The sequence below is a fragment of the Paenibacillus sp. 1011MAR3C5 genome (genome assembly GCF_003591485.1).
Taxonomy (GTDB): Bacteria; Bacillota; Bacilli; order Paenibacillales; family Paenibacillaceae; genus Pristimantibacillus.
On record NZ_QZCF01000008.1, the window covers coordinates 166,565 to 188,995 of the forward strand.

Here is a 22,431-nt window from a genome sequence, read left to right on the forward strand (position 1 = left end):
GACAATATTACCTCTTACGGGCAGTCCGGTAACTAGCACCTTGCGCCAAAGTTCTTGCATCAGACGCCAGGCAATCCAACTTAGGTTTCACGGCTGTTCTTCTGTTATTTTATTTGTACCGATATGTTCGGTACGCCAATGAGCAGGTGTATCCCCTTCCCAATAACGAAAGGCGCGGTAGAATGAGTTCTGGTCTTCATAGCCCAGCAGGAACGCCACTTCTTTAATATCCAGCGAAGGGTCTGACAGGTACTCGCGCGCCTGCTCATGTCTAGCTTGTGTCAGCAGATGCTTAAAATTCGTATTTTCATCCGAAAGCCGGCGCTGCAAGGTCCGATCACTAACACCCAGCTCCTTCGCCACAGTCCCTATATCGGGACTTCCTCCAGCAAGGCTGCGCTTAATCAACCATTTGACTTTCTCGGTTATGGAGCTGCTGTTCAGTTGTTCCTCTAACGATCGGTCCAGTATGGGAGTCAAGATTTCAAGCAATTCTTCGTTGTAGGAGACAAAAGGACGGTCCAGATCTCTTCGATGCAGCGTCAACCGATTGCAGCCTGCACCAATCCGGACACGGCAACCGAAATAAGCTTCAAGAGCTTGTACATTACCCATAGGCAGCGAAAACTCAACGAGCTGCGCGGTCAAATACCGTCCTGTTCCCCGGCGCCCCAACTCCAGGAGATAAGCCAGCGTAATCCCAATCAGCATCGCCGGACCAGGTTGTTCCGTATACAGCCATTCCAGCTCGATAGTGCATTGCTCGCCCTGCTCGGTGATACGTAAGCTTTCCGGGGGACACAATTGCTTATACCGTGCCATTCGGTGCAGCGCATCTCTGTAGTCACGGGCATGATAGGTCGCCAAGACGGTAGGCGGGTATTTCGCCGTTTCAAATGCGGTGGCTAGCTTGATGATGCCCTCTGCGGTATCACCAATCAGATCCGAGTATGCCTGCCATATCGCGAAATATTGAGCGGTTGTCACTACCGGCTCATGGACAATGGTCAGAGGCAGCCCTGCTTTGCGTGCGATGTCTTGCGCAGCAATCCCTGCAAGACGCACGCCTTCCCAGAATCCCGGCGGGAACTTTATACGTTCAGTCAGATGGGCTTTCATACCGGCAGCCCCTCCTTTTGCACTTTATTTTAAGACGTGAATACTGATTTAATTTCGCTCTTAAGCGAGTGGCATGCAGTATTATGGTACCTTATAAGCTGATAAATAAAAACAAAACACTCCCGTAGTCTTACACGAAAGTGTCTTGTTCACTGCTTTCATTAACTTGTGGCACTTATTCGAAATCCCCCATAATAAGCTGATCCAATGTCGTCCCGCCAAGCACCATCGGATAGACATTCTCTTCTCGCGGAATCACAAACTCCACCAGCACCGGCCCGGCTGTATCCAGCGCCTCCTGCCAGACACGCCGCGCCTCTGTCTTGGTCGCAGCTCTCAATCCCTTAACGCCGTAAGCTTTCGCAAGCTTCACAAAGTCCGGACTGCCCGCCAGCTCAATCTGGCTGTATCGCCGTTCGTACATAAGCTCTTGCTGCTGTCTCACCATGCCCAGCACTTCATTGTTAAGAACAACTATCTTCACGGGAATGTTCTGAATGGCGCAGATCGCCAGCTCCTGCGCACACATTTGCATGCCGCCGTCGCCGTTGATCGATATGACCAGCCGATCCGGGTTGCCGATCTGGGCGCCGATCGCGGCTGGGAAGCCGAAGCCCATGGTCCCTAAGCCCCCTGAAGTCACCAGTGAACGGGGATGATTGAACTTGTAGAATTGAGCGGTCCACATTTGATGCTGGCCAACATCCGTTGTTATAATCGCATTGCCTTCCGTCGTTTGATGAATCATCTCCAGCACATATTGCGGCTTTAGCTCCGTCTCGGAATCCTTATACCGCAGCGGATACTCCGAGCTCCTTTGTTGCGCCTCCTCTATCCAACGGGATGATTTGGCAGGCCGAGCTTTTGTATTCGCATATTCCAATACAGCTTTAATATCACCGATGCATGCAATATCCGTCTTCACGTTTTTGCCGATCTCCGCCGGATCAATATCGATGTGGGCTATCCGCTTGGCCTGGGGAGCGAAGCCATCCACCTTCATCGTCACCCGATCATCAAAGCGCGAGCCAATGGAAATAATCAGATCCGCATGTTGAACCGACATATTTGCTGCGTAGGTGCCATGATGGCCCATCATGCCCAGGCATAAGTCATGCCCACTGGGGAAACCGCCTAACCCAAGCAATGTGGTGGCCACCGGAATACGGGTTGTATTTACAAATGCCAGCAGCTCGCTCGACGCATCGGAATAGACCACTCCGCCTCCGGCAATAATGACTGGCTTTTCTGACTCGGCAATGGCCTCAATCAACTGATCGATTGCCTCTCGGTTCAGGCTTGGAGCCCCTCCGTATCCCCGTAAGCTTAACTTATCAGCCGGACTGTAAAGCATCTTATGATTGGACACGTCCTTCGGAATATCAATCAATACCGGCCCCTTTCTCCCCGTGCTGGCAATGTGAAAGGCCTCATGTACCATACGCGGCAAATCGTTAACGTCGCGAACAAAATAATTATGCTTCGTGATCGGCATCGTCATGCTGATAATGTCCGCTTCCTGGAAGGCGTCCGTGCCAATGACGGCTGTCGAGACATTGCCTGTAATAATGACCAGCGGCACCGAATCCATATACGCTGTCGCAATGCCGGTTATCAGATTGGTTGCGCCTGGCCCGGAGGTGGCGATGCATACGCCAACCTTCCCTGTCGAGCGGGCGTACCCGTCTGCCGCATGAATGGCCCCTTGCTCATGTCTGGTCAAAATATGCTTGAAATCCGGACGATCCACCATCGCGTCATAGATGTACAGAACATTGCCTCCCGGGTAGCCGAATACACAGTCTGTTCCTTCCTCCAGTAAGCAGCGCAATAGAACCTCCGAGCCAGTGATCCACTCCTGCTGCTGTTCCATGCTCGCAATCCTTTCTTTTCCCATTGAAGCTCCTCCTATAATCAAAATAACCCCTCTCAGCGGGCAGTCATGAGCTGCCGTGCTGAAAGGGGCGAAAGGGGAACATTTTCGCGGTACCACCCTGATTTGCCTGAAACCTCACGGTCTCCGGCCTCATGAGGCAAGGCTTCCCTTGCCTCCAGCACGATAACGTGTGCCATTCCGTCTGGGTCTACTCATCGAGCCTGGTCAGCCCGATTTTCCGCCAAAAGCTCGGAGACGACATCGCATAAGGGTTTATGGCAAAGGTTCCACCGCTTCCTCTGCTCTCTAGACATAAGAGCCCTCATGCTTTTTTCTCTTCATCGCTTTATCCGTATCCATAAAGAAACCCCTCTCATCCTCAGCTAGGCAGCCATAAGCTGCCTGCTTGAAGGGACGAAAGGGGAACATTTTCGCGGTACCACCCTGATTTGCCAGAAACCTTGCGGTCTCTTGCCTCATGAGGCAAGTCTTACCTTGCCTGCAGCACGATAACGTGTGCCATTCCGTTTGGGTCTACTCATCGAATCTCGGACCGATTCGATTTTCCGCCAAAAGCTCAGAGGGCGACATCGCATAAAGGGTTATGGCAAAGGTTCCACCGACTCCTCTGCTCTCTGGACATAAGAGCCCTCATGCTTTTTTCTCTTCATCGCTTTTAACCGTATAAAATAAAGAAACCCCTCTCATCCTCGGCAGACAGCCGTAAGCTGCGTGCTTGAAGGGACGAAAGGGGAACATTTCGCGGTACCACCCTGATTTGCCGGGAATCTTGCGATTCCAAGCCTCATGAGGCAAGACAATCCTTGCCTGCAGCACGGTAACGTGTGCCATTCCGTTTGAGTCTACTCATCGAATCGATCACGCTTCGACTTTCCGTCAAATGCTCCGAGACGACATCATACAAAGGATTACGGCAAAGGTTTCAGCGTTCCCTCTGCTCTCTGGACATAAGCGCCTTCGTACTTTTTTCTCTTCATCGCAACATTTATTGTTTTTTATGGTAGCACAGAATATTCAGATTATCAAACAGGGAATTGCGACCTGCCTAAATTCTAATCAGATCGATTAAAGTACATATAAATAATGATGTCCCATTCTAAAGTTCTGCTGACTACTGAGCGTAGGAACTATCAATGTTAACATCTCCTAATACACATACTTTACTCGACATTTTTACTCATGCTTATTGGGCACTTTACTTCTAAACATGTACGAAAGTAAAACTAGAAGGGCTGCCGGAAAAAAGATCATTATGAAGTGTGGGAAAAAAGCAAATGCAAAGAAATACAAAAGACACCAAATCGTGATGATTATGTACTTTAACATCTTTTTGTCATTGTACTTCTCTTTTCGTTTCAAAAACATCCCAACAATCAGACCTATAATCATAGTATTAATAATTTGAATCATTGCGCTGCCTCCACCAAACCCTCGACTTTTTCAAAATGATGGTAGCATATTTATATCAATCTGTCTGTATTTTATTAAGCAACACAAGTCCCCCACAAACTTAGGCAGAACAAAAGAAGCTTTATGCAGGTCTGCGCCACGAAGATGTCGTCTTCCTTCAAAGCCTTGGCAATGCGGCCCCGCTCCAGCAGTTCACTATGTATTGTTTTGTATCCCTCGCCAAAAAACAAACCAGGATGCATCCAGCCTCTTCTGGAAACGTTCCAAATCGCCGTAGATCATTTCGACAAATAACCCATCCAGCACTGCTGTAAAAGCGGTTGAAGCCCGGTCAATCGAGACTTCCGGATGTAACTGTCCGCTGTCTGCCGCGGCTTTAAACACGGTTTCGAGCACCGAATTCGTTCGATCGAGATGAAGATTGCTGTAATCCACAACCTCCTTCTCCAAATGAGCAGGCGGAAAAAACGCTATACGCAAAAAGAACTTTGTATCATCCTCTTGCTCGTATCGATTTCTATATGCACTCAAGAAGCTATAAAGCTTATTTTCCAGTGAATGAGAACTGCTTTTCTCCAAATAGTCCTGAATGAAGAGCGTCTCCCTGTCACCCGCATCCTTAAATACGGTGAGGAACATATCGTCTTTACCATTAAAGTGATTATAAATTGATGGCTTCTTAATGCCTACTTCGGCGGAAATATCCGCAAGCGAGGCACCGTCATATCCATTTCGCGCAAAGTGACGAAGTGCGACTTCCATAATTTTATTGGCCGTCATGTTTTCACCTCCACCTACAAGCTAGACTAATGTTTTAGTCTAGCATCCTGATCATATGGGCAGCAAGGTCTGTGCCTTGGATTTCACACTTGTGTCCACCCAGAGCCTGGCCAATCATAAGTTGTATCTCTTTCATGTTACTAAACACACCTCGCAGGGTTCAAGCTATTTACTGTATGGATAACGAACTCTTGTTGCCAACGTAAAAACACCTCCAAGCTTTCTTCCATATCTTACGACACGAAAGCATTCTCTTGAAGGTGCATGATCCCTGTCTCCATTGTGGAAGTCCCGGGCTTGAATATCTGAAATTCGTTGGTTTGGCTAATTTAAACATCATTATCGAGTGTCTTGTTATTCGTCCAGAACGTCCGCCGCCACGCGGAAACCGCAGTTCCCGGTAGAACTGTCCGGCGTGTTGCTGCTTCTGGCTGCCACTCGGTAACGGTTGCAATAGGAGCGGTGACACAGATACGAGCCGCCGCGCATGGCGCGTCTGCCGGTAGGTTCTTGGAACAATGGGTTGTCCGCAGGTGTCAGCCGGTGGTAGCCGGGGCTGAACCAGTCCGCGCACCATTCCCATACATTGCCGGACAGATTGTACAATCCATAGCCGTTGGGCTCATAGGCATCCACCGGAGCCGTGCCTACATAACCGTCGCTGGCATTGTTCTTCACCGGGAACTTGCCTTGCCAGATGTTGCACATATGTTTGCCGTCCGGCTTGAGCAAATCCCCCCAAGGATAGGTCCTGCCCACAAGGCCGCCTCTTGCGGCATATTCCCATTCGGCTTCTGTCGGCAATCGCGTCCCGGACCAAGCGCAATAAGCCATCGCATCATGCCAGGTGACATGAACGACAGGGTGGTCATGCCTTTCCTCAATCGTCGAATCTGGGCCCTCCGGCTTTGCCCAGTAGGCACCGTTCACTGCAAGCCACCATGGCGTTTGCTGCGGAGACTGCATAACCCGCTCCCGTGTGGAATCAGAGGCTAGCAAATGGAAAACAAATGACCAACCGAATCGCTCCGCTTCCGTCACGTAACCCGTCTCCTTCACAAAAGCGCTGAATTCCCCGTTTGTTACCGCATACGGCGAGAGTAGGAAGGAATCGACACGCACGTCACGTTCAGGTCCCTCCCCGTCCGACGCGAACCCGTCAACTGCCCTCGTCCCCATTCGAAAGACGCCCCCGTCCACCCGAACCAGATGACGGTGTCCCCTCACGCTAGTCGAAACTGATGGTGCGTTTGAATGGGACAGTCGGTTTATTGGGCCGGCTGCGACAAGATCTCTGCTCGCCGAACAACAGGTTTTTCCTGGTTTCATGATAGTCCTCCTCTCTGCCCCCAATGTATCGTATCCTTCTATCCGGCCTATTACGCATAGAATGCCGCACCGCAAATTCCCGAGAATAACAGAATCGCAAACGGATGCATCCGTAAGCGCAATAGCATATATAAGCATGCTCCTACAATCAATAAGGCCGGCAGCAGCTCATGGACAGACAAAGCAGCGGATACATGGACTGCACAGAGCTGATAGGCGGCAAATAGAATAAGAGCAGTAACAACAGGCTGTACACCATACATGCTGCGCTTGAAGTAGTTTGCTTTTTGATCCCGTGTAATCACGAAAATGATCCCGGCCGTCATCAGCATGGAAGGCAGCAATAATCCGAGCACTCCCGCAATAGCTCCAGCTACACCGTAGGTTTGATAGCCGACCAGCATACCCAAATTAACGGCGATCGGACCGGGGGACATACCTGCGACAGCGATTACGTCGATAAGCATCTCACTGCTCATCCAGCCTTGGCGCTGCGTCTCTCTCTCAATCAAAGGGATCAACGCATATCCTCCGCCAAACGAAACAAACCCCATTTGCAGAAAAAACCAAAATAACTTCAGCATAAATTCACCCCCAGGCGGGTTCAACTAAATAAAATACATATAGGAGCTGTCCCCGCCAGCCTTGGATTGGCTTGTCTGCGAGCTATGAACAACGCACCGGTTCTTGCGATGTGTCGCAAGGACGCCGGCAGCAGCCCCTCCAATCAATAGCCAGATGGGGTTTGTATGCAAAAAAAGCAGGGTCAGGCTTGCAATGGCAATGGCTAACGTAAGCTTATCCTTAATGGATGGCCTCCCCAGCCTAATAACCGTATAGAGAATCAAAGCAACAATCCCCCAGCCAATGCCTCGCAGCGCAGCATTTACCTTCTCGCTGTCGCTGAAGTGGTTATACAGCAGAAAAAGGCTGATCACGATGAGACAGGTCGGTACGATAGCACCTATTGCCGCTGCGGCCGATCCCTTCAACCCGCCAAGTCGATGCCCGATCAAGAAAGAGGCATTGACTGCAACTCCTCCCGGGGCGGCAGCCGCAAGAGAAAGTATGTTTTGCAAATCCTCTTCGTTCATCCATTTCCTTCTGGCTACAATCTCGCGTTCGAGCGCAGGGAAAGTAGCGTATCCGCCGCCAAAGGAAACAGGAGCAAGCTTCAGAAAACTCCAGAATAGCGATATTAACCGGGGAGCACCCGACTCCGAACGATCCACTCTTCAACACTACCTTCCTGTGATGGTCTTCCTGCTGGCTGCTATCCATAACCCGTTCGTCATCTTCTCTTTCATCTTACCTCTTAAAGTCTGCAAGACAAAAACATTTTTCATATTCAACCTTACAAAATGACAAATGAACATAACACATTATGCTATCCTTCTTCTTACCCAAATTGACTATAATGATAAGCAAGAAGGAGATGATTCCATGAAAAAACCAAATATTCTACTCATTACGAGCGACCAGCAGCATTGGAATACGATAGGCGCATTCAACCATGAAGTTCATACGCCCAATCTGGACCGGCTGGTTCGTGAAGGGACAACCTTCAGCCGGGCTTATTGCCCCAACCCTACCTGTACGCCGAGCCGGGCATCCATTATTACCGGCATGTACCCAAGCCAGCATGGGGCTTGGACGCTTGGAACGAAGCTGCTTGAGGATCGTCACACCATTGGCGAAGACTTCCAGCAAGCCGGTTATCAAACCGCGTTGGTCGGCAAGGCCCATTTTCAACCCCTGCGTTCTACCGAACAATATTCATCGCTAGAATCGTACCCTATCCTTCAGGACCTGGATTACTGGAGAACGAACAAGGACTCTTTTTACGGCTTCTCTCATGTAGAGCTAGCACGAAATCATACCAATGAAGCGCATGTCGGGCAGCACTATGCCGCATGGCTGGAGGACAAAGGCTGTACCAATTGGAGGGACTATTTCTTGCCTCCGACCGGCACCATGGACCCCAATCAGACTTACAAATGGCCAATCCCTGAAAAATACCACTATAATACGTGGATCGCGGAACGAACCAATGCTTTATTAGAGCAATATCAACAGAATGACGACAGCTTTTTCTTGTGGTCCAGCTTTTTCGACCCGCATCCCGAATACCTGGTGCCCGAGCCATGGGATACGATGTATGATCCCGATCAGCTGACCATTCCCTCCCTGGTTCCGGGTGAACACGATCTTAATCCGCCGCATTTTGGGATGACTCAGGAAGAAGCCCCTGACTTCTCGGGCCTTCGGGAGAGCGGCTTCGACATCCATGGTTACCGCTCCCATCACTTCTATGAATACGGCAGCAAGTTCAAGCTGACGGAGGAAGACAAGAAAAAACTAGTCGCCGTGTATTACGGTATGGTCAGCATGATGGACAAATATATCGGGTCCATTCTTGATAAATTGGACCAGCTCGGCATGGCCGACAATACCTTGGTCGTCTTCACGACCGACCATGGCCACTTCTTCGGGCAGCACGGCTTGCAAGCTAAGGGTGGCTTCCACTATGAAGATTTAATTAAACTACCGTTCATTGTGAGATACCCGGGACATGTAGCGGCCGGCAAGACCTCTGAGGCCTTCCAATCGCTCGTCGATCTGGCCCCTACCTTCCTGTCCTTCTCCAATCTGCCCATCCCTCATGCCATGACAGGAGTAGATCAGAAGGAGGTTTGGCTCGGGACGTCGGATCAAGCAAGGAACCATGCGATCTGTGAATTCCGGCATGAAGCTACCACCATCCATCAGAAGACGTACGTGGATGCGCGCTATAAAATGACGGTTTATTACAACCAGACGTACGGCGAGATTTTTGACCTGCAAGAGGACCCGAATGAGCTTCATAACTTGTGGGATAACCCAGATTGCGCCGCTTTAAAATCAGAGCTTCTGCTCAAATACGCATGGGCTGAGCTTGGGAAGGAATCGATGCCGATGCCTAGAATTTGTCACGCTTAAGCCGTCCGAGCTGAAGGAGCAAAGCACGCAAGCTGGGGCCATTAAGAGCACGGCGCCAGCTTGTATGCTTGAGGCAATTTTATCGAAATAACACGCTGCTATTCTATTCGTCTATCCTGATGTTAAAATGAGAGGGACATACATCAATCTTTAACATGGGAAGAGGTCGTGTGCATGATAGAATTTACCCATGAGTATGCGGAGCATTTATATCACACGCCTAATGCATTTGAAAAGCATAACGGTGTGATCCCCATTCGTATCGGCTATAACGAGGCCAAGCCAAATTATCATATAGGACCTCGCTTCATCGCTTATTATAGCTTGCACTTCGTTCAAGCAGGCCAGGTTACCTTGCATATGAACCAAGAAGAGATCATCCTTACGCAAGGCGATCTGTTCGTGTTATTCCCGCATAGCATTCATGAATATTACATTACCCCTCGTGAAGAACCCGCTCTCAACATGTTTTGGATTGCTGCCGAGGGCAAACAAATGCCGCTAATCACCAGCCGACTTGGACTTACGCTCAAACACCCCTATATCAAAAACTTTTTCAATCAGGAGCTGGAGCAGTCGTTTTTTCAGTTTGCCTTTGAATGGAAGCATCTTGTGAAGCAGGATGACTTCTCCTTAACCCAGCGGTTCTACGCTTTGCTGAATCAGATCGTTCAATTGTCCAAGCCGATGAAGACAGCCTCGCCTACCGATGATTGGGTCGCTACAAGCCTGGACTACATTCATTTGTATTATAAGGAAGGCATATCCGTAGCCGATATTGCCGATCATGTCGGGATCCACCGCTCGCATTTTTCCAACGTCTTTCACCAGAAGGTCGGTGTGCGGCCGCATCGGTACCTGACGAATCTGATTATGGAGGATGCTATGAAAATCGTGAGTACGACGGTGCTGCCGATTTCTCATATCGCCCTTTCCCTCGGGTATGCAGATGTATACTCCTTTACGCATGCCTTTAAAAGCTACTATGGTCAGCCGCCAAGCTTTTACCGGAAGTCATAAGTGAACTAGCCATAAGAAGCGGACTGCGCAGCTCGCACAGTCCGCTTCTTATGCTGTAAATGTTCATTTAAGCTAAATTAATGGCCTTAATCGTATCCAACGGAATCTTCGGCTTGCGATCCTCCGTCAGAAGCCCGTTGATTTCCTGCTGGACATCGGCAAGCTGCGTATAGCAGTACCCGCTAATATAGGCAACGTCCTTAATCGCTTGGGTGATACCGCGGAATCGGTTAATGAAGTCCTCTTCCGATGCAACCTGGTCACCATAGCCCCAGCCCTTGTCCGACTTGAACGCGATTCCACCGAATTCACTGATAATGATCGGCTGTCCCCGGTATTCGTATCCTTCGGCGAACGCATACTTCCATTGATTGCAAGTCGTTTCATTGGTCACGATCGCTTCCTTGCTCGCATAACGCTTTAGAAAATCGTCCCCTAACGCGACATAGTCATGCAGCGTTAGAATGTCCGACACCGTATGCTCCCAGCCGTCGTTCGTGATGACCGGACGGTAAGGATCGATCGATTTGGTCAGATGATAGATGCCCTCGGTCAGCTTCTGCTGCCGCACATCTCGCAGAATGAGCGGGACGCCCCATGATTCGTTAAAGGGAACCCAAGTTATAATGCTTGGATGGTTATATTGCTGCTTCACAATCTCCAGCCATTCCTTCGTGAACGCATCAACCGCCCTGTCATGAAATTCGAAGGTAGCCGCCATCTCGGACCATACGAGCAGACCTTTCACATCGCACCAATAGAGAAAACGTGCATCTTCGATTTTCATATGCTTGCGCACGCCGTTGTACCCCATCGCCAGGATATGATCGATATCTTCGATCAGAGCTTCCTCGCTAGGCGGAGTCAGGTGGCTGTCGGTCCAATATCCCTGATCCAGAATCAATCGCTGGTAGATCGGCACATTGTTCAGCAGCACCTCTCCGTTCTTGATGGAAATCTTCCGCATGCCGAAGTAGGAGAAAACCCGGTCTACGACTTGGTCGTTCGCATACAGCACAAACTCCACGTCGTAGAGGTTCGGTTGATTGGGAGACCAGAAGCTTCTCTTCCACGGGCCGTTCGCCTCATGCAGCAGATCAACCTCAACGGTCAAGCAAGGACGGTCAATCGCCAGGCTAACCCGCTTGACAGGCTTGCCTTTGAACGTAACGATAGCTTCCAGCCTTAAGTCGCCGGCTGCCACTACCCCATTCACCTCGTAATCGAAACGGACGATGGAACGGTCGAAATCCGGTGTGATCTTGACCGCATCCAGACGTTGTTCCTCCACATATTCCATCCATACCGTCTGCCAGATCCCAGTCGTCTGGACATAGAAGCATTCGAAATTGTTTTCGGTCCAGCGCTGCTTGCCACGCGGCTGATAACAGCTGCTGCTGTCCTCGGCTTTGACCGTGACCTGATTATCAGCCCCGAATACGAGATAGGGGGTAATATCGATTGAAAAGGCTGCATAGCCGCCTTGGTGCCCGCCTGCCAACGTTCCGTTCACCCACACTTTGGCTTCATAATCCACCGCTTGAAAATGAAGGATGGTCCGTTTCCCTTCGGCTTCCTTCGGGATGTGAACGGCTTTGTTGTACCATACTTGCGGATGAAATTCCTCGATTCCGATTCCGCTCGCTTTGGTTTCATACGTAAAGGGCACGTTAATTTTATGTGTTTCTACGAATTTCTCCTGCCACTTCTCTTTCTCTCCTACGTTATGGTCATCGAAGCGGAAGCTCCATTCGCCGTTTAAGGAGAGCCAATTATCGCGTACAAATTGAGGTCTGGGGTAGTCTTTGATATATGCCTTTGTTGTCATGCTGTGCCTCCTATTTATGTTGCTTTGCCTTTATTTCCAGTACATACACGGAAGCAGGGCGCAGCGGGTAGCCGAGCCCCCATTGTTCGGCAGGGACGACTTTCTCCTGACATTTAATCCGTTCCGGCTCGAACACGGAATTGATAAGGTCGTGGGAATCACCCGTAATTTCATACAGAATCGTTTCCTCCGAAGCTTCGAACGCTTGCAGGTCGAGCGCCGCCTTCACCTCATTCAAGCTGCGGTTCACAATAAATACGGTAACGGTGCTGCGGTCGTCGTTCGTGCCCGCCACAATGTCAAGATCCGGCAGCGCATCCAGCTCGATAGGCGTCTCCTTGAGCGAAGGAACGGCAAACGTTCCGCACTCGGCTGCGACGGGGAGAATATGCCGAACATCCCGATTCGCGTATAGCTTCATCACTTCATAAGTTGGCGTTCCGTATACGGTAAGCGGCAGCCCGCTCCAGCCGGGCACCTTGCCGCAATATTGGTCGGCATAATAATCGCCTACGCGAATGCATCCGCCCAGCCAGCCATTCACCAGGTCGGAGAAGCTGCCGATGTGAACCATGTCGCTGCTGCGTATCATTTCGTTCAGGTTAGCGGCATTAGCGACAGCAGCACCCAATGTATGCTCGTTCGGCAGCCCTTTCCGAGTCGTGTTCGGATCATACATCGTGTTGTATTCGGTAATGGCCAGCTTCACATGGCTATGCTTCGCGTCCGCTAGAATATGCTTAGCCGTCTGCTGGATATGGTGACGGGTAAATTCGGGATAAGAAGCAATCGCCTTATAACGATCCTCCTCCGGCGTATTCCGATTCATGCCGAAGAGACCATAGCCGTGATACAAGTGCAAGGTAAGATAATCGAAATGCTCGCCGGCTATATCGAGGACGGTCTTGTTCCACTCCTGCTCGAAATGGCCGCAGGCCAAGAGCACAATAGAGGGATCGGCCGCCTTCATGGCTTCGGCGAAGGGCACCGTGCGTCTAGCGAATTGCTCCGCGGTGCAAGTGCCTACCTGCCACTGTCCCCACACCTCGTTGCCAATCTCCCAATAGCGGACATTGTACGGCTCGGGATTCCCGTTCGCCGCACGCAGCGCCCCCATGGGAGTATCGACGCCGCCATTGCAATATTCGATCCACTCTGCAGCCTCTTCGGGCGTACCCGATCCGTCATTGACGCAGATAAGGGGCTCCACCTGAAGCTCGCGGCAAAACTGTATAAATTCATCCGTACCGAAGTATTTGCTGGTCCAGCCGCCCCACGCTTCGTTGTACATGACCGGTCTCTCAAGAACGGGACCTACGCCATGTTCCCAGTGATAGGCGCTGATATAGTTGCCTGCAAGCCTCATCATCCCCGCGTTCAGATCCCTCGTCATGTCGATGACTTCGCGCTTCACCATAGCCACGCTGTCTATCGGCAATAGAGACACATGGTCAAGCCACAGCATGCCGGTGGATACATGATCGACCCACCTCGGGTGATCCGCCGGAACGTATACGCGGATTTCGGCATCGACGCACTCGCGGGCAATCGACAGCCGCGCCTCATACTCGCGCCAGTTGTGACTGCCAAGCTCGAACTGGACTCTTCCCAGAAGCTCCTCCGAGCGCCGGTCCACCGCTTCGACGATAATCGCCTTCAGCTCGATGGAAGCGCGAGCCACAAGCTTGACCGTGTATTCCGCAGGTCCCTTGAGCGCTGCCTTCTGCGCGATGCCGGCATAGGCTTCGTCATCGCTCAGAATACGGATGCGCTGCGCGCGCCCCGAATGCTTCGGAGCAGACGCCTCCAGCGCGTACTTCGTGTTCCGCCCGTTCGTATAGGCATACCAGCTTCCAGATATCTCTTTCTTCGTCTCGGCTTCGCTTTCGAAATCCATATCCTTAAGCGGGAAAGCAAGCATCGCTTCCATATGATCCCGAATGTCCTCTACAAAATGGCCGAACAAGTATGGGTTGACCGTATGCTCGCTTGTTCGGCTGCAGTCGATCCTAATTTTTGCGTTTGTATTCAAAATAAACCTCCAGCTGATTTGTCTTAATGGTTGCGGATTTAACCTTTAATCGATCCGATCATAACACCCTTGACGAAATGCCGCTGCACGAATGGATACATGATCAATACCGGCAAAGTAGACACGATAATGACCGCGAACTTAATACTCTCGGCAAGCAGAATCTGCTTCTCCAGTCCGACACTGCCGCCCTCAACGGCTGACGAGTTGCTGATCAAGAGAATTTCGCGCAGCACAAGCTGAAGCGGTTGCAGAGCTTCGTCGCGGAGATAGATCAGCGCAGGGAAGAATGAATTCCAATGGCCAACCGCATAAAACAGAACCATAACAGCCAATATCGGTTTGGATAGAGGCAAGATAATGCTAAACAGAAGTCTCCAGTTGGAGCAGCCGTCCATATGAGCCGCCTCCTGCAGCTCCCATGGAATGCTTGACTGGAAGTACGTCCGCATGACGATCAGATTGTACGTGGCGATTGCCCCGGGAACGATCAACGCCCACATGGTATTCACCATTCCCAGATCCTTCACCAGCAAATAGGTTGGAATCAATCCGCCGCCGAGAAACATCGTGAGCGTGATCAAGATCATAAGGGCGTTCCGCCCGGGAAGATCTGGCCTGGACAACGGATAGGCCGCCAGTATGGTCATGATGATATTGATGACCGTACCAACTACGGTATAAACGATCGTATTGCGATACCCTATCCAAATTTTATCGTTGTGCAAAATGCTCTCGTACGCTTCCAATGTCACGCCTTTGGGCAGCAGCCATACATCTCCACTCAGCACCTTGGCCGGATCGCTGAACGAAGCGCTGACAATAAAGATCAGCGGGTACAGCACAATAATCATGATGACTGCGGCAATCGTGTACACGATGAAGTCGAACGTCCGTTCATCCGACGGTTTGCTTATGGCCTGTTGCTTCGACATACATGGGTTCCCTCCTTTACCATAAGCTCGTCTCCGACGTCTTGCGCGCGAACCGGTTCACCAACAGCAGCAAGATGAGATTGATAACCGAGTTGAACAGTCCAATAGCTGCGGTGTAGCTGTATTCACCCTTCAATATGCCTGTCGTATAGACAAACGTGGAGATGACATCACTTGATTCCAGGTTCAAGTTATTTTGCATGAGCAAAATTTTCTCAAAGCCGACATTCATGAAGTGGCCGATATCCAGAATGAGCAGGATCACGATGACCGGAGCGATGCCGGGAAGCGAGACATGCCATATGCGTCTCAGCCTCGACGCTCCATCCATCTTGGCCGCTTCGTATAGCTGCGGATTCACCCCGCTGAGCGCTGCAATGTAGATAATCGATTGCCATCCCATGTTTTGCCATATATTCGAGCCAATGAAGATCGTCTTGAACCAGCCGGCCGACTCCAGGAATCGGACGGTTGATCCGCCGAATGCCTCGATCAGCATATTGATCGGTCCTGTCGGCGACAGGAACACGTTCAATATGCCTACGATTACGACAACCGAAATGAAATGCGGAATATACGTAATGTTTTGCAGCCACTTGCTATAGGTTTTGCTTCTGATTTCGTTAACGAGCAGAGCCAGCATAATCGGAATGGGAAATGCGATAAGCAGTGAGAACAAGTTGATGGACACCGTGTTCCATAACAGCCTCCAGAAATAATACGAATCGAAGAACCGTTCGAAATGCCCGAACCCTTCCCAAGGGCTTCCAATAATCCCCTTTGCCGGATTGAAATTTTTGAATGCGATTTGCAGCCCGTACAGTGGACCGTAGTGAAAGATCAAGTACCAGGCTATCGGCAGAAGCAGCATGAGGTACAGGTCATACCGTTTGGCTATATTTCGGATTAGGCCGGATCCGCGCCTCGGCTGGATAGGAGACAGAGCAGCTGCATCTTCTTGCACGCTCTTCATGAGCATTCACTCCTTACTAATGCGGTGTCGATATTATTTCGCCATCTTGTCATATGCAGCTTGATAGATCCCTTCCAGCTCGTCGATCTTCATTTTGTTCAAAGTAGACTGGAATTCCTCCCACTTATCGAAGCCAAGCGCGCCAACGATAAACTTTGTGCTTTGCTCATTGACATATTTGTCGATGTCATTGCGCAGAATGTTCACCTTCTGAGCGGTCTCTTCATCGAACATCGGATTCGCGTAGCGGATTTTCGGCATGTACGGCTCCAGCTTCTTGAACGCCTCTTGCACTTGCGGCGGATTGATGAATGACGCTACCTGGTCGCTGATCAAGTGAGGCGCGCCTCCTCCTGCATACGGAGTCATTTTTCCTTGTGCACCCGTGATGGCAATAAAATCATCAAAGTAATACGGAACGCCGTCCCTCATCTCGTAATGCTCGCCCTCTCTGCCGAAACGCAGTAAAGTAGAGCCTTCGTCACTGTAGAAATAGTCGATCCAGCGCATCGTCGCTTCCGGATGTTCGTTCACGGATGTAATGGCGAAGGCTCCGAAGTCGCGCGGCACCGGCGCTAACGCGCTTTGCATTTGGTCGCCGTTCGGGCCGGCTGGAGGAGCGATGCCCACATATTGATCCATGATTGGCAGGAAATTATTGTTCGTCTGGTCGAAGAATAGACCCGTATTGCCAGATCCTTGCTTAGCCAGATATTGCGCTTCCGTATGCGAGAAGATCTCCTGGTCCAGCAGCTTCTCCTTATACAGCCTGTTCAAGTACATCAGCATCTCTTTGTGCTTCTCGCTGCCGCTCCAAAGGTTTACCTTGCCGTCTTCGATGTTAATGTTATAGCCGAGCTGCAAATCCAGGCCAAACGATCCGGCCATCATATTGACGATAATGATCCCCGCAGCAGCATTACGCGCAGTCATCGGAATTTCGTCCGCTTCGCCGTTGCCGTTCGGATCTCCATCCCGGAAAGCGACGAGCACATTATAGAGCTCTTCCGTCGTTGTTGGCTCTTCCAGGTTCAGCTTCTCCAGCCACGCTTTGTTGATCCAGCGTTTGTCCGTACGCGCCGAGCCTGTCGTTACGATGCCGGGGATCGAGTAAATATGTCCTTCCGGAGTCGTAATGGCCGAGCGGATCTCTGGATATTGCTCCATCAAGGCTTTCAGATTAGGCGCATACTCCTCAATCAAATCCTCGAGGGGGATCAGCTGGCCGGCTGTCCCGTAACGAATCGTCTCAAGCGGATTGAGCTCCGAACGGAACAACGCATCCGGAAGCTCATTGGACGCGAACAATAGGTTCTTTTTCTCTGCGAAGCCGTCTGTTGGAGCTTCGGTGAATTCAACTTGAATATTGCTTAATTTCTCATAGTCTTGGAACACCGGCATTTCTTTGAACGGTCCGTTAGCTGGCGCTATTCTTGTGAACATCTTGAGCTTGATCGGTTGATCTACAATCGGGAATCCTTCCGCTTTAACAGCGCTTTCAGGTGAAGACGAAGGATTATTGTTCTCTTTCTTTGAGTCCCCACCGTTGCTGCAGCCGGCCAGTATCAGACCGGAAATGATCAGCGTGGTTAGCGCGCTTCTTCCCCAATGTCTACGCATATATCTGTGACCTCCAATGTTCTATTCACCGTGTTTTGAAAACGTTTACTTCCGGTGTCCACTCATTATAGTTCACCCGTTCCGCAGCAAAGTTATAAATATATGACTATTTACTCCACATATTTTACGACTTCGCTGCCGCTCTCCCGCCTCCCAATCCGTTCAAGTAGGCCTGAGGCGTCGCACCCGTCATTTCCTTGAACACTTTGAAAAAATAGTTATAAGTAGCAAAGCCCGCCAGATTGCTAATTTGCTTTATTGAATATTGACCGCTCCCAAGCAGCTTTTGCGCCGCATCGATTCGGACCCGGTTCACATATTCCGAGAATGTCGACTGCGTCTCTTCTTTGAATATTCTGCTTAGGTACGATGGATTCAGACCGATGGCGCCTGCCGCCAGCTCCAGCGTCACGATGCCCGAATACCTTTCCAAAATGAATATGATCGCTTGTGACACATGCCGGGAATATGCGCCGCCCGCATGCTTCTCCTTAAGCCGTTTCAGCAGGCCAGCATAAAAGTCTTGCAGCCATTGCTCCATCTCACCGACGCTGTCTAACCTGCCTAGCTCGCTGCGAGCAGGCAAGCTATCCATCGCAGAGTCGGCCTGGGACATCCATTTCTTCAAAGCTTTATCCCCAATATGCAGCAGCTCGCTGATGATCATTTGCACCGAATGAGAATGAACCGGTTGCTCACGAATGGAATCGAATACAGATGCAATCAACCGATGCATGCCTTCCTGATCAAGGATCTCAATAGAGAGGAGCAACTGCTTCTGCTCCTCGATCGTTAATGAAACGCGCTTAGAATGTTCGACGCTCCTCCATTCTGTCGCTTGGCCGGTCGGTTCAGCGGCAGGATAAGAGTCTAGCTTCCGCTCAGCGGAGACGTAGCTTTCTTCAAGCTGTGACAAGCTGTGGCATACATGTCCGACAGCATAGACGCACTTCACATTCAGAAACAGCTCCAGCGCATGGCTAAGCTTGCTCATCATGCGGCCGGCCTCGCTTATAGCGACATGCTCGCTGCGTTCCTTGAAGGCGAATACAACAACCAGACGTCCATTCTCCAGGTAAGCGACCGTTCGTTCCTGCACATCGCCTAAGCTCTGCTGCATGACCTCTATCGCCTGTTGGACGAGCCGATTCGTCTGCATGTCGCTGTAAGATTGCGTAAGCAGCAGGAAGGGGACAATCTGAACCGACGCTGCAGCATAGCGGATCGTCTGGGGGTATAGGCCATTTTTCCGCGCAAACGCTTCGAATTCCTGGACGGATCCCGGCTTTCCCTTCACCAGATCGGCTATATACCCGCGGATGAGCACGGGATTCATTCGTTCCGCTATAGCCTTCTGGGCACTCAAGTTCTCAAGGATCTGATCATCCTGCCGCAGCTCCAGTGCCGCTTTATTCAACATGCCGATAAGCGTTGCACCGTCGAGCCTATGCTTCAGCAAATAATCAATGGAGCCATTCTTCAGGCAATCGCGCACATAATCATAGTCGTCGAAGCTGCTAAGCATGATCGTCTTGATGGCTGGATATCGTTCCTTAATCGTCCGATTAAGCTCCACACCGTTCATCTCGGGCATATTCACATCAATAATGGCGATATGCGGCGGAGACTGCTCGATCATCGCCAAAGCCATAAGTCCGTTATGGGCTTCGCCGCATATTTCAAAGCCATGCTTTCGGAAATCCACTAACATCCCTACATCGCTGCGGGCCAACGGCTCATCGTCTACCAATAACACTTGATACATGACTTATATCACCTCTTGAACGGATTTTCCCTTGTCCCGCAGATCGGGAATAGTAATAACGACCTTCGTATACAATGTCAGCTCGCTGTACAGGCTCACTCCGTACGGCTCTCCGTACTGGCGAACGATTCGTTCATGCACATTGCGCACCCCCATGCCGCTGAAGCGTGAAGGGGTCTCTCCTTGGAATGGGCCGTCCAACAGCAAGTCCATCTGCTCCTGAGTCATGCCTTTGCCGTTGTCCGTCACTTCGACCTTAAGATTGTGATTCTCTTGATAGACGCGAATCATGACCAGCCCCCCTTCCTCCAGAGGGCCGATCCCATGAATGATGGCATTCTCCACGATAGGCTGCAGCATAAGCTTAGGCACCCGGCATTCCAGCAGATCTTCTTCGATCTCCTCATGCACGGGAATCGGCTGCATGTATTTATATTTCACGATGGAGATATAGCTGCGCACATAGTCCAGCTCCTCCCGAACCGTAACGTATTCGTTGGAATGGCCGAGAACACCGCGCATCAGCTCGATTAACGAGCCGGATACCTCCTCGATATTAGGCACCCCGTTCTTCTTGGCCAAATATTTGATGGTATTAAGGGAGTTATATAGAAAATGCGGACGTATCTGTGCCTGAAGTGCGGTCAATTCGGCCTCCCGCTTCTCCTTCTCACTGACTCGGATCCCCTCCATCAGCCGATTCAATTCCTCCACCATGCTGATAAAGGCGTGGTACAGTTGTCCTACCTCATCCTTCGTTTTGATTTCCTTCATGGGGAATGTCAAATTACCGTCCTTGACCAGCATCATCATAGACTTCAGACGGCGGATATTAATGGTGATGCGCGATGACACCTTCAGCGAGCCAATTAACACGACGATCAGTACAATGACAGACACTTCTGCCATCAGCTTGCGAAGCTTCGCGGATTCGCCGAGCAGCGAATCCATCGGTATAAGCGCCAGCGTCGTCCAGCCCGTATGCTCAGATGAACGGCTAACGACGGTGTAGGATTTTCCGTCGATAGTCATCTCCGCTGCATCGCCGGGACCCGAGAACCCCTGTCTGATGCTTATGATCTTCTCGATGGAAGGAGCGAAGGACGGCGCCGATTCGGACTGATAGACAAATCCGCCTTCCTTATCGAGCACATACAGCATGCTATCGGCGGTCGGCTTCACACCGTACGTTTTTTTGATAAAATCATAGTTCAAATCCACCATTACAACGCCGATGGTCTCCTGGTTATAGCGGATCTCACGACCTACGGTAATGGCATCGGATACGCCCGTCTGCTTCAAATAGGCATGGCGCGAACCGTTCTCCAGCATAAAATCCATCATCGGTGTACCGATAATCGTCCTGTCCAGCCAGGGCCCCCCGGTGAAGAATACTTTCCCGTTCAGACCGACAACGGCAATCCGCGAAATATAAGGCTTATAATCAATAAGCACCGATAGAAATTCATCGATCCGCTTCTGTTCCAAAAACCATTCATAACTGATCTCTTCCGACGGGCTGAGAATCGTATCGATCACCGTATTTTTATTGGTCACCACTACGGTATTCAGCCGATCGATTTCTTCCAGCATCATATTGAGGGATTCATCCGCTTGGCGAATACTATCCGATACCGAGGTGACCGCGTTATCCTTTATATTCTCACGCATGTTCACGTAGACAATGCTGACCGTGGAGAAAATGGAGAGCAGGGCGACCAGACTGAATGCGATGAATATTTTTCCCTGGATGCTTTGACTGGGCGAAATCCATCGCCTAAGAGTGGACAGCTTCATATCAGGAAATCTCCTTTATGTTCATAGGACATGCTAGCTTGCAATCGAATTAACTATAAAGTGCCTATTCTCGGTTAGTTGATCATCTTCCGCAGAGCTTGAGGGGATTCCTTATAATAAATTTTGAAGGCTCGGGTGAACGTGTACAGGTTCGGATAACCAAGTGACAAGGCGATTTCCGTAACCGTCGCGTCCGTATCGATCAGCAGCTGTCTTGCCTTCTCCATACGGATCTTCTGTATGTACTTCATGGGGGGAATGCCCGCCTGGCTCGTGAACACATGGGTAAAGTAGGAGCGGTGCACACCTGCGAAATCCGCTACCTGCTGGACGGAGATCCCCTCCGAGGCGTGCAGCTCCATATAGTTCATGCATTCATGAATCCAACCGGCAAGCTCAGCCTCAGGTGCAGGCGCCGTCTCCGTTATCAATTCAGCGAATAGCGCGTAAACAAGGCTTTGCAGCTCCAATGCCCCTGCCGGGCTCCAGCGCTTAGCGCATGCCAGCGTATGAATGACTCGATCCGCCGATAACCTGACGCTTGAGCTGACCGCTTTTTTGCGATAAGGCTTCTCATGCGTAAACCCGGCGAGTTCCAGCAGCGTCAGTACCCTGTCGCCATCTACCGCCAACCAGCTCATTTGAAGCGGCTTGCCAGAGGGAAGCATATCGTAGCTATAGGTTCGTCCCGGATACAAACAAAATAGGTCATCCTTTTGCAATTCAACCTGATTGCCTTCGTACTCCAGCCGAACCCTCCCCTCCTGCACCAAGTGAAGACTGTAGCACTCGATTCTTTTGGGTCCCACTTTGTAGTTCGGTTTGGCCATACTGCAACCCGCCCGGACCGGCCATATACGTCCTTCCTTATCCAGATCCCCTGGCGTATAGTAAATGAAATCAGCAAACTCGTAATCGTATTCCTGCATCATAGAGCCCACTCCCAT

The 22,431-nt window shown here is 50.6% G+C and carries 16 protein-coding genes; 2 read left to right on the forward strand and 14 right to left on the reverse strand.

Annotation, left to right across the window (positions count from 1 at the left end; genetic code table 11):
- Window positions 1-87 precede the first annotated feature (87 nt).
- From D3P07_RS21760 to D3P07_RS21790, 6 genes are all read right to left on the reverse strand, one after another.
- Window positions 88-1,119, reverse strand: coding sequence for an AraC family transcriptional regulator (locus D3P07_RS21760; protein WP_119802373.1), 1,032 nt, complete (start codon window positions 1,117-1,119; stop codon window positions 88-90).
- 175 nt (window positions 1,120-1,294) lie between these two features.
- A complete protein-coding gene (gene ilvB, locus D3P07_RS21765) occupies window positions 1,295-3,016 on the reverse strand; it encodes a biosynthetic-type acetolactate synthase large subunit (RefSeq protein ID WP_259391639.1) in 1,722 nt (573 codons plus the stop codon).
- Window positions 3,017-4,621: 1,605 nt separating this feature from the next.
- Window positions 4,622-5,206, reverse strand: coding sequence for a TetR/AcrR family transcriptional regulator (locus D3P07_RS21775; RefSeq protein ID WP_119802375.1), 585 nt, complete (start codon window positions 5,204-5,206; stop codon window positions 4,622-4,624).
- Between the two features lie 354 nt (window positions 5,207-5,560).
- Window positions 5,561-6,433 (reverse strand): formylglycine-generating enzyme family protein, encoded by an 873-nt coding sequence (locus tag D3P07_RS21780; protein ID WP_483870202.1) that lies wholly within the window; start codon window positions 6,431-6,433, stop codon window positions 5,561-5,563.
- Window positions 6,434-6,585: 152 nt separating this feature from the next.
- Complete coding sequence (locus D3P07_RS21785; protein ID WP_119802377.1) at window positions 6,586-7,119, reverse strand: chromate transporter; 534 nt, start codon at window positions 7,117-7,119, stop codon at window positions 6,586-6,588.
- Window positions 7,120-7,143: 24 nt separating this feature from the next.
- Window positions 7,144-7,767, reverse strand: coding sequence for a chromate transporter (locus D3P07_RS21790; protein WP_119802378.1), 624 nt, complete (start codon window positions 7,765-7,767; stop codon window positions 7,144-7,146).
- Window positions 7,768-7,978: 211 nt separating this feature from the next.
- Here D3P07_RS21790 and D3P07_RS21795 point away from each other — a divergent pair, with 211 nt between their 5' ends.
- Both D3P07_RS21795 and D3P07_RS21800 read left to right on the forward strand, forming a co-directional pair.
- Window positions 7,979-9,514, forward strand: a complete 1,536-nt coding sequence (locus D3P07_RS21795; protein ID WP_119802379.1) for a sulfatase family protein — start codon at window positions 7,979-7,981, stop codon at window positions 9,512-9,514.
- 174 nt (window positions 9,515-9,688) lie between these two features.
- Complete coding sequence (locus D3P07_RS21800; RefSeq protein ID WP_119802380.1) at window positions 9,689-10,534, forward strand: helix-turn-helix transcriptional regulator; 846 nt, start codon at window positions 9,689-9,691, stop codon at window positions 10,532-10,534.
- A 67-nt stretch (window positions 10,535-10,601) separates the two neighbouring features.
- Here D3P07_RS21800 and D3P07_RS21805 read toward each other — a convergent pair whose 3' ends face one another.
- The 8 genes from D3P07_RS21805 to D3P07_RS21840 all read right to left on the reverse strand — a co-directional run bounded on the left by D3P07_RS21805 (window position 10,602) and on the right by D3P07_RS21840 (window position 22,431).
- Complete coding sequence (locus D3P07_RS21805; RefSeq protein ID WP_119802381.1) at window positions 10,602-12,362, reverse strand: glycoside hydrolase family 2 protein; 1,761 nt, start codon at window positions 12,360-12,362, stop codon at window positions 10,602-10,604.
- A gap of 10 nt (window positions 12,363-12,372) precedes the next feature.
- Window positions 12,373-14,394 (reverse strand): alpha-L-arabinofuranosidase C-terminal domain-containing protein, encoded by a 2,022-nt coding sequence (locus D3P07_RS21810; RefSeq protein ID WP_119802382.1) that lies wholly within the window; start codon window positions 14,392-14,394, stop codon window positions 12,373-12,375.
- 38 nt (window positions 14,395-14,432) lie between these two features.
- On the reverse strand, window positions 14,433-15,329 hold the full coding sequence (locus D3P07_RS21815) for a carbohydrate ABC transporter permease (protein WP_119802383.1): 897 nt from the start codon (window positions 15,327-15,329) through the stop codon (window positions 14,433-14,435).
- Between the two features lie 16 nt (window positions 15,330-15,345).
- On the reverse strand, window positions 15,346-16,302 hold the full coding sequence (locus D3P07_RS21820) for an ABC transporter permease (RefSeq protein WP_119802384.1): 957 nt from the start codon (window positions 16,300-16,302) through the stop codon (window positions 15,346-15,348).
- Window positions 16,303-16,335: 33 nt separating this feature from the next.
- A complete protein-coding gene (locus tag D3P07_RS21825) occupies window positions 16,336-17,922 on the reverse strand; it encodes an extracellular solute-binding protein (protein ID WP_119802385.1) in 1,587 nt (528 codons plus the stop codon).
- Between the two features lie 124 nt (window positions 17,923-18,046).
- Window positions 18,047-19,687 (reverse strand): response regulator, encoded by a 1,641-nt coding sequence (locus tag D3P07_RS21830; protein WP_119802386.1) that lies wholly within the window; start codon window positions 19,685-19,687, stop codon window positions 18,047-18,049.
- Between the two features lie 3 nt (window positions 19,688-19,690).
- On the reverse strand, window positions 19,691-21,484 hold the full coding sequence (locus tag D3P07_RS21835) for a sensor histidine kinase (protein WP_119802387.1): 1,794 nt from the start codon (window positions 21,482-21,484) through the stop codon (window positions 19,691-19,693).
- Window positions 21,485-21,558: 74 nt separating this feature from the next.
- Complete coding sequence (locus D3P07_RS21840; protein WP_310732565.1) at window positions 21,559-22,431, reverse strand: AraC family transcriptional regulator; 873 nt, start codon at window positions 22,429-22,431, stop codon at window positions 21,559-21,561.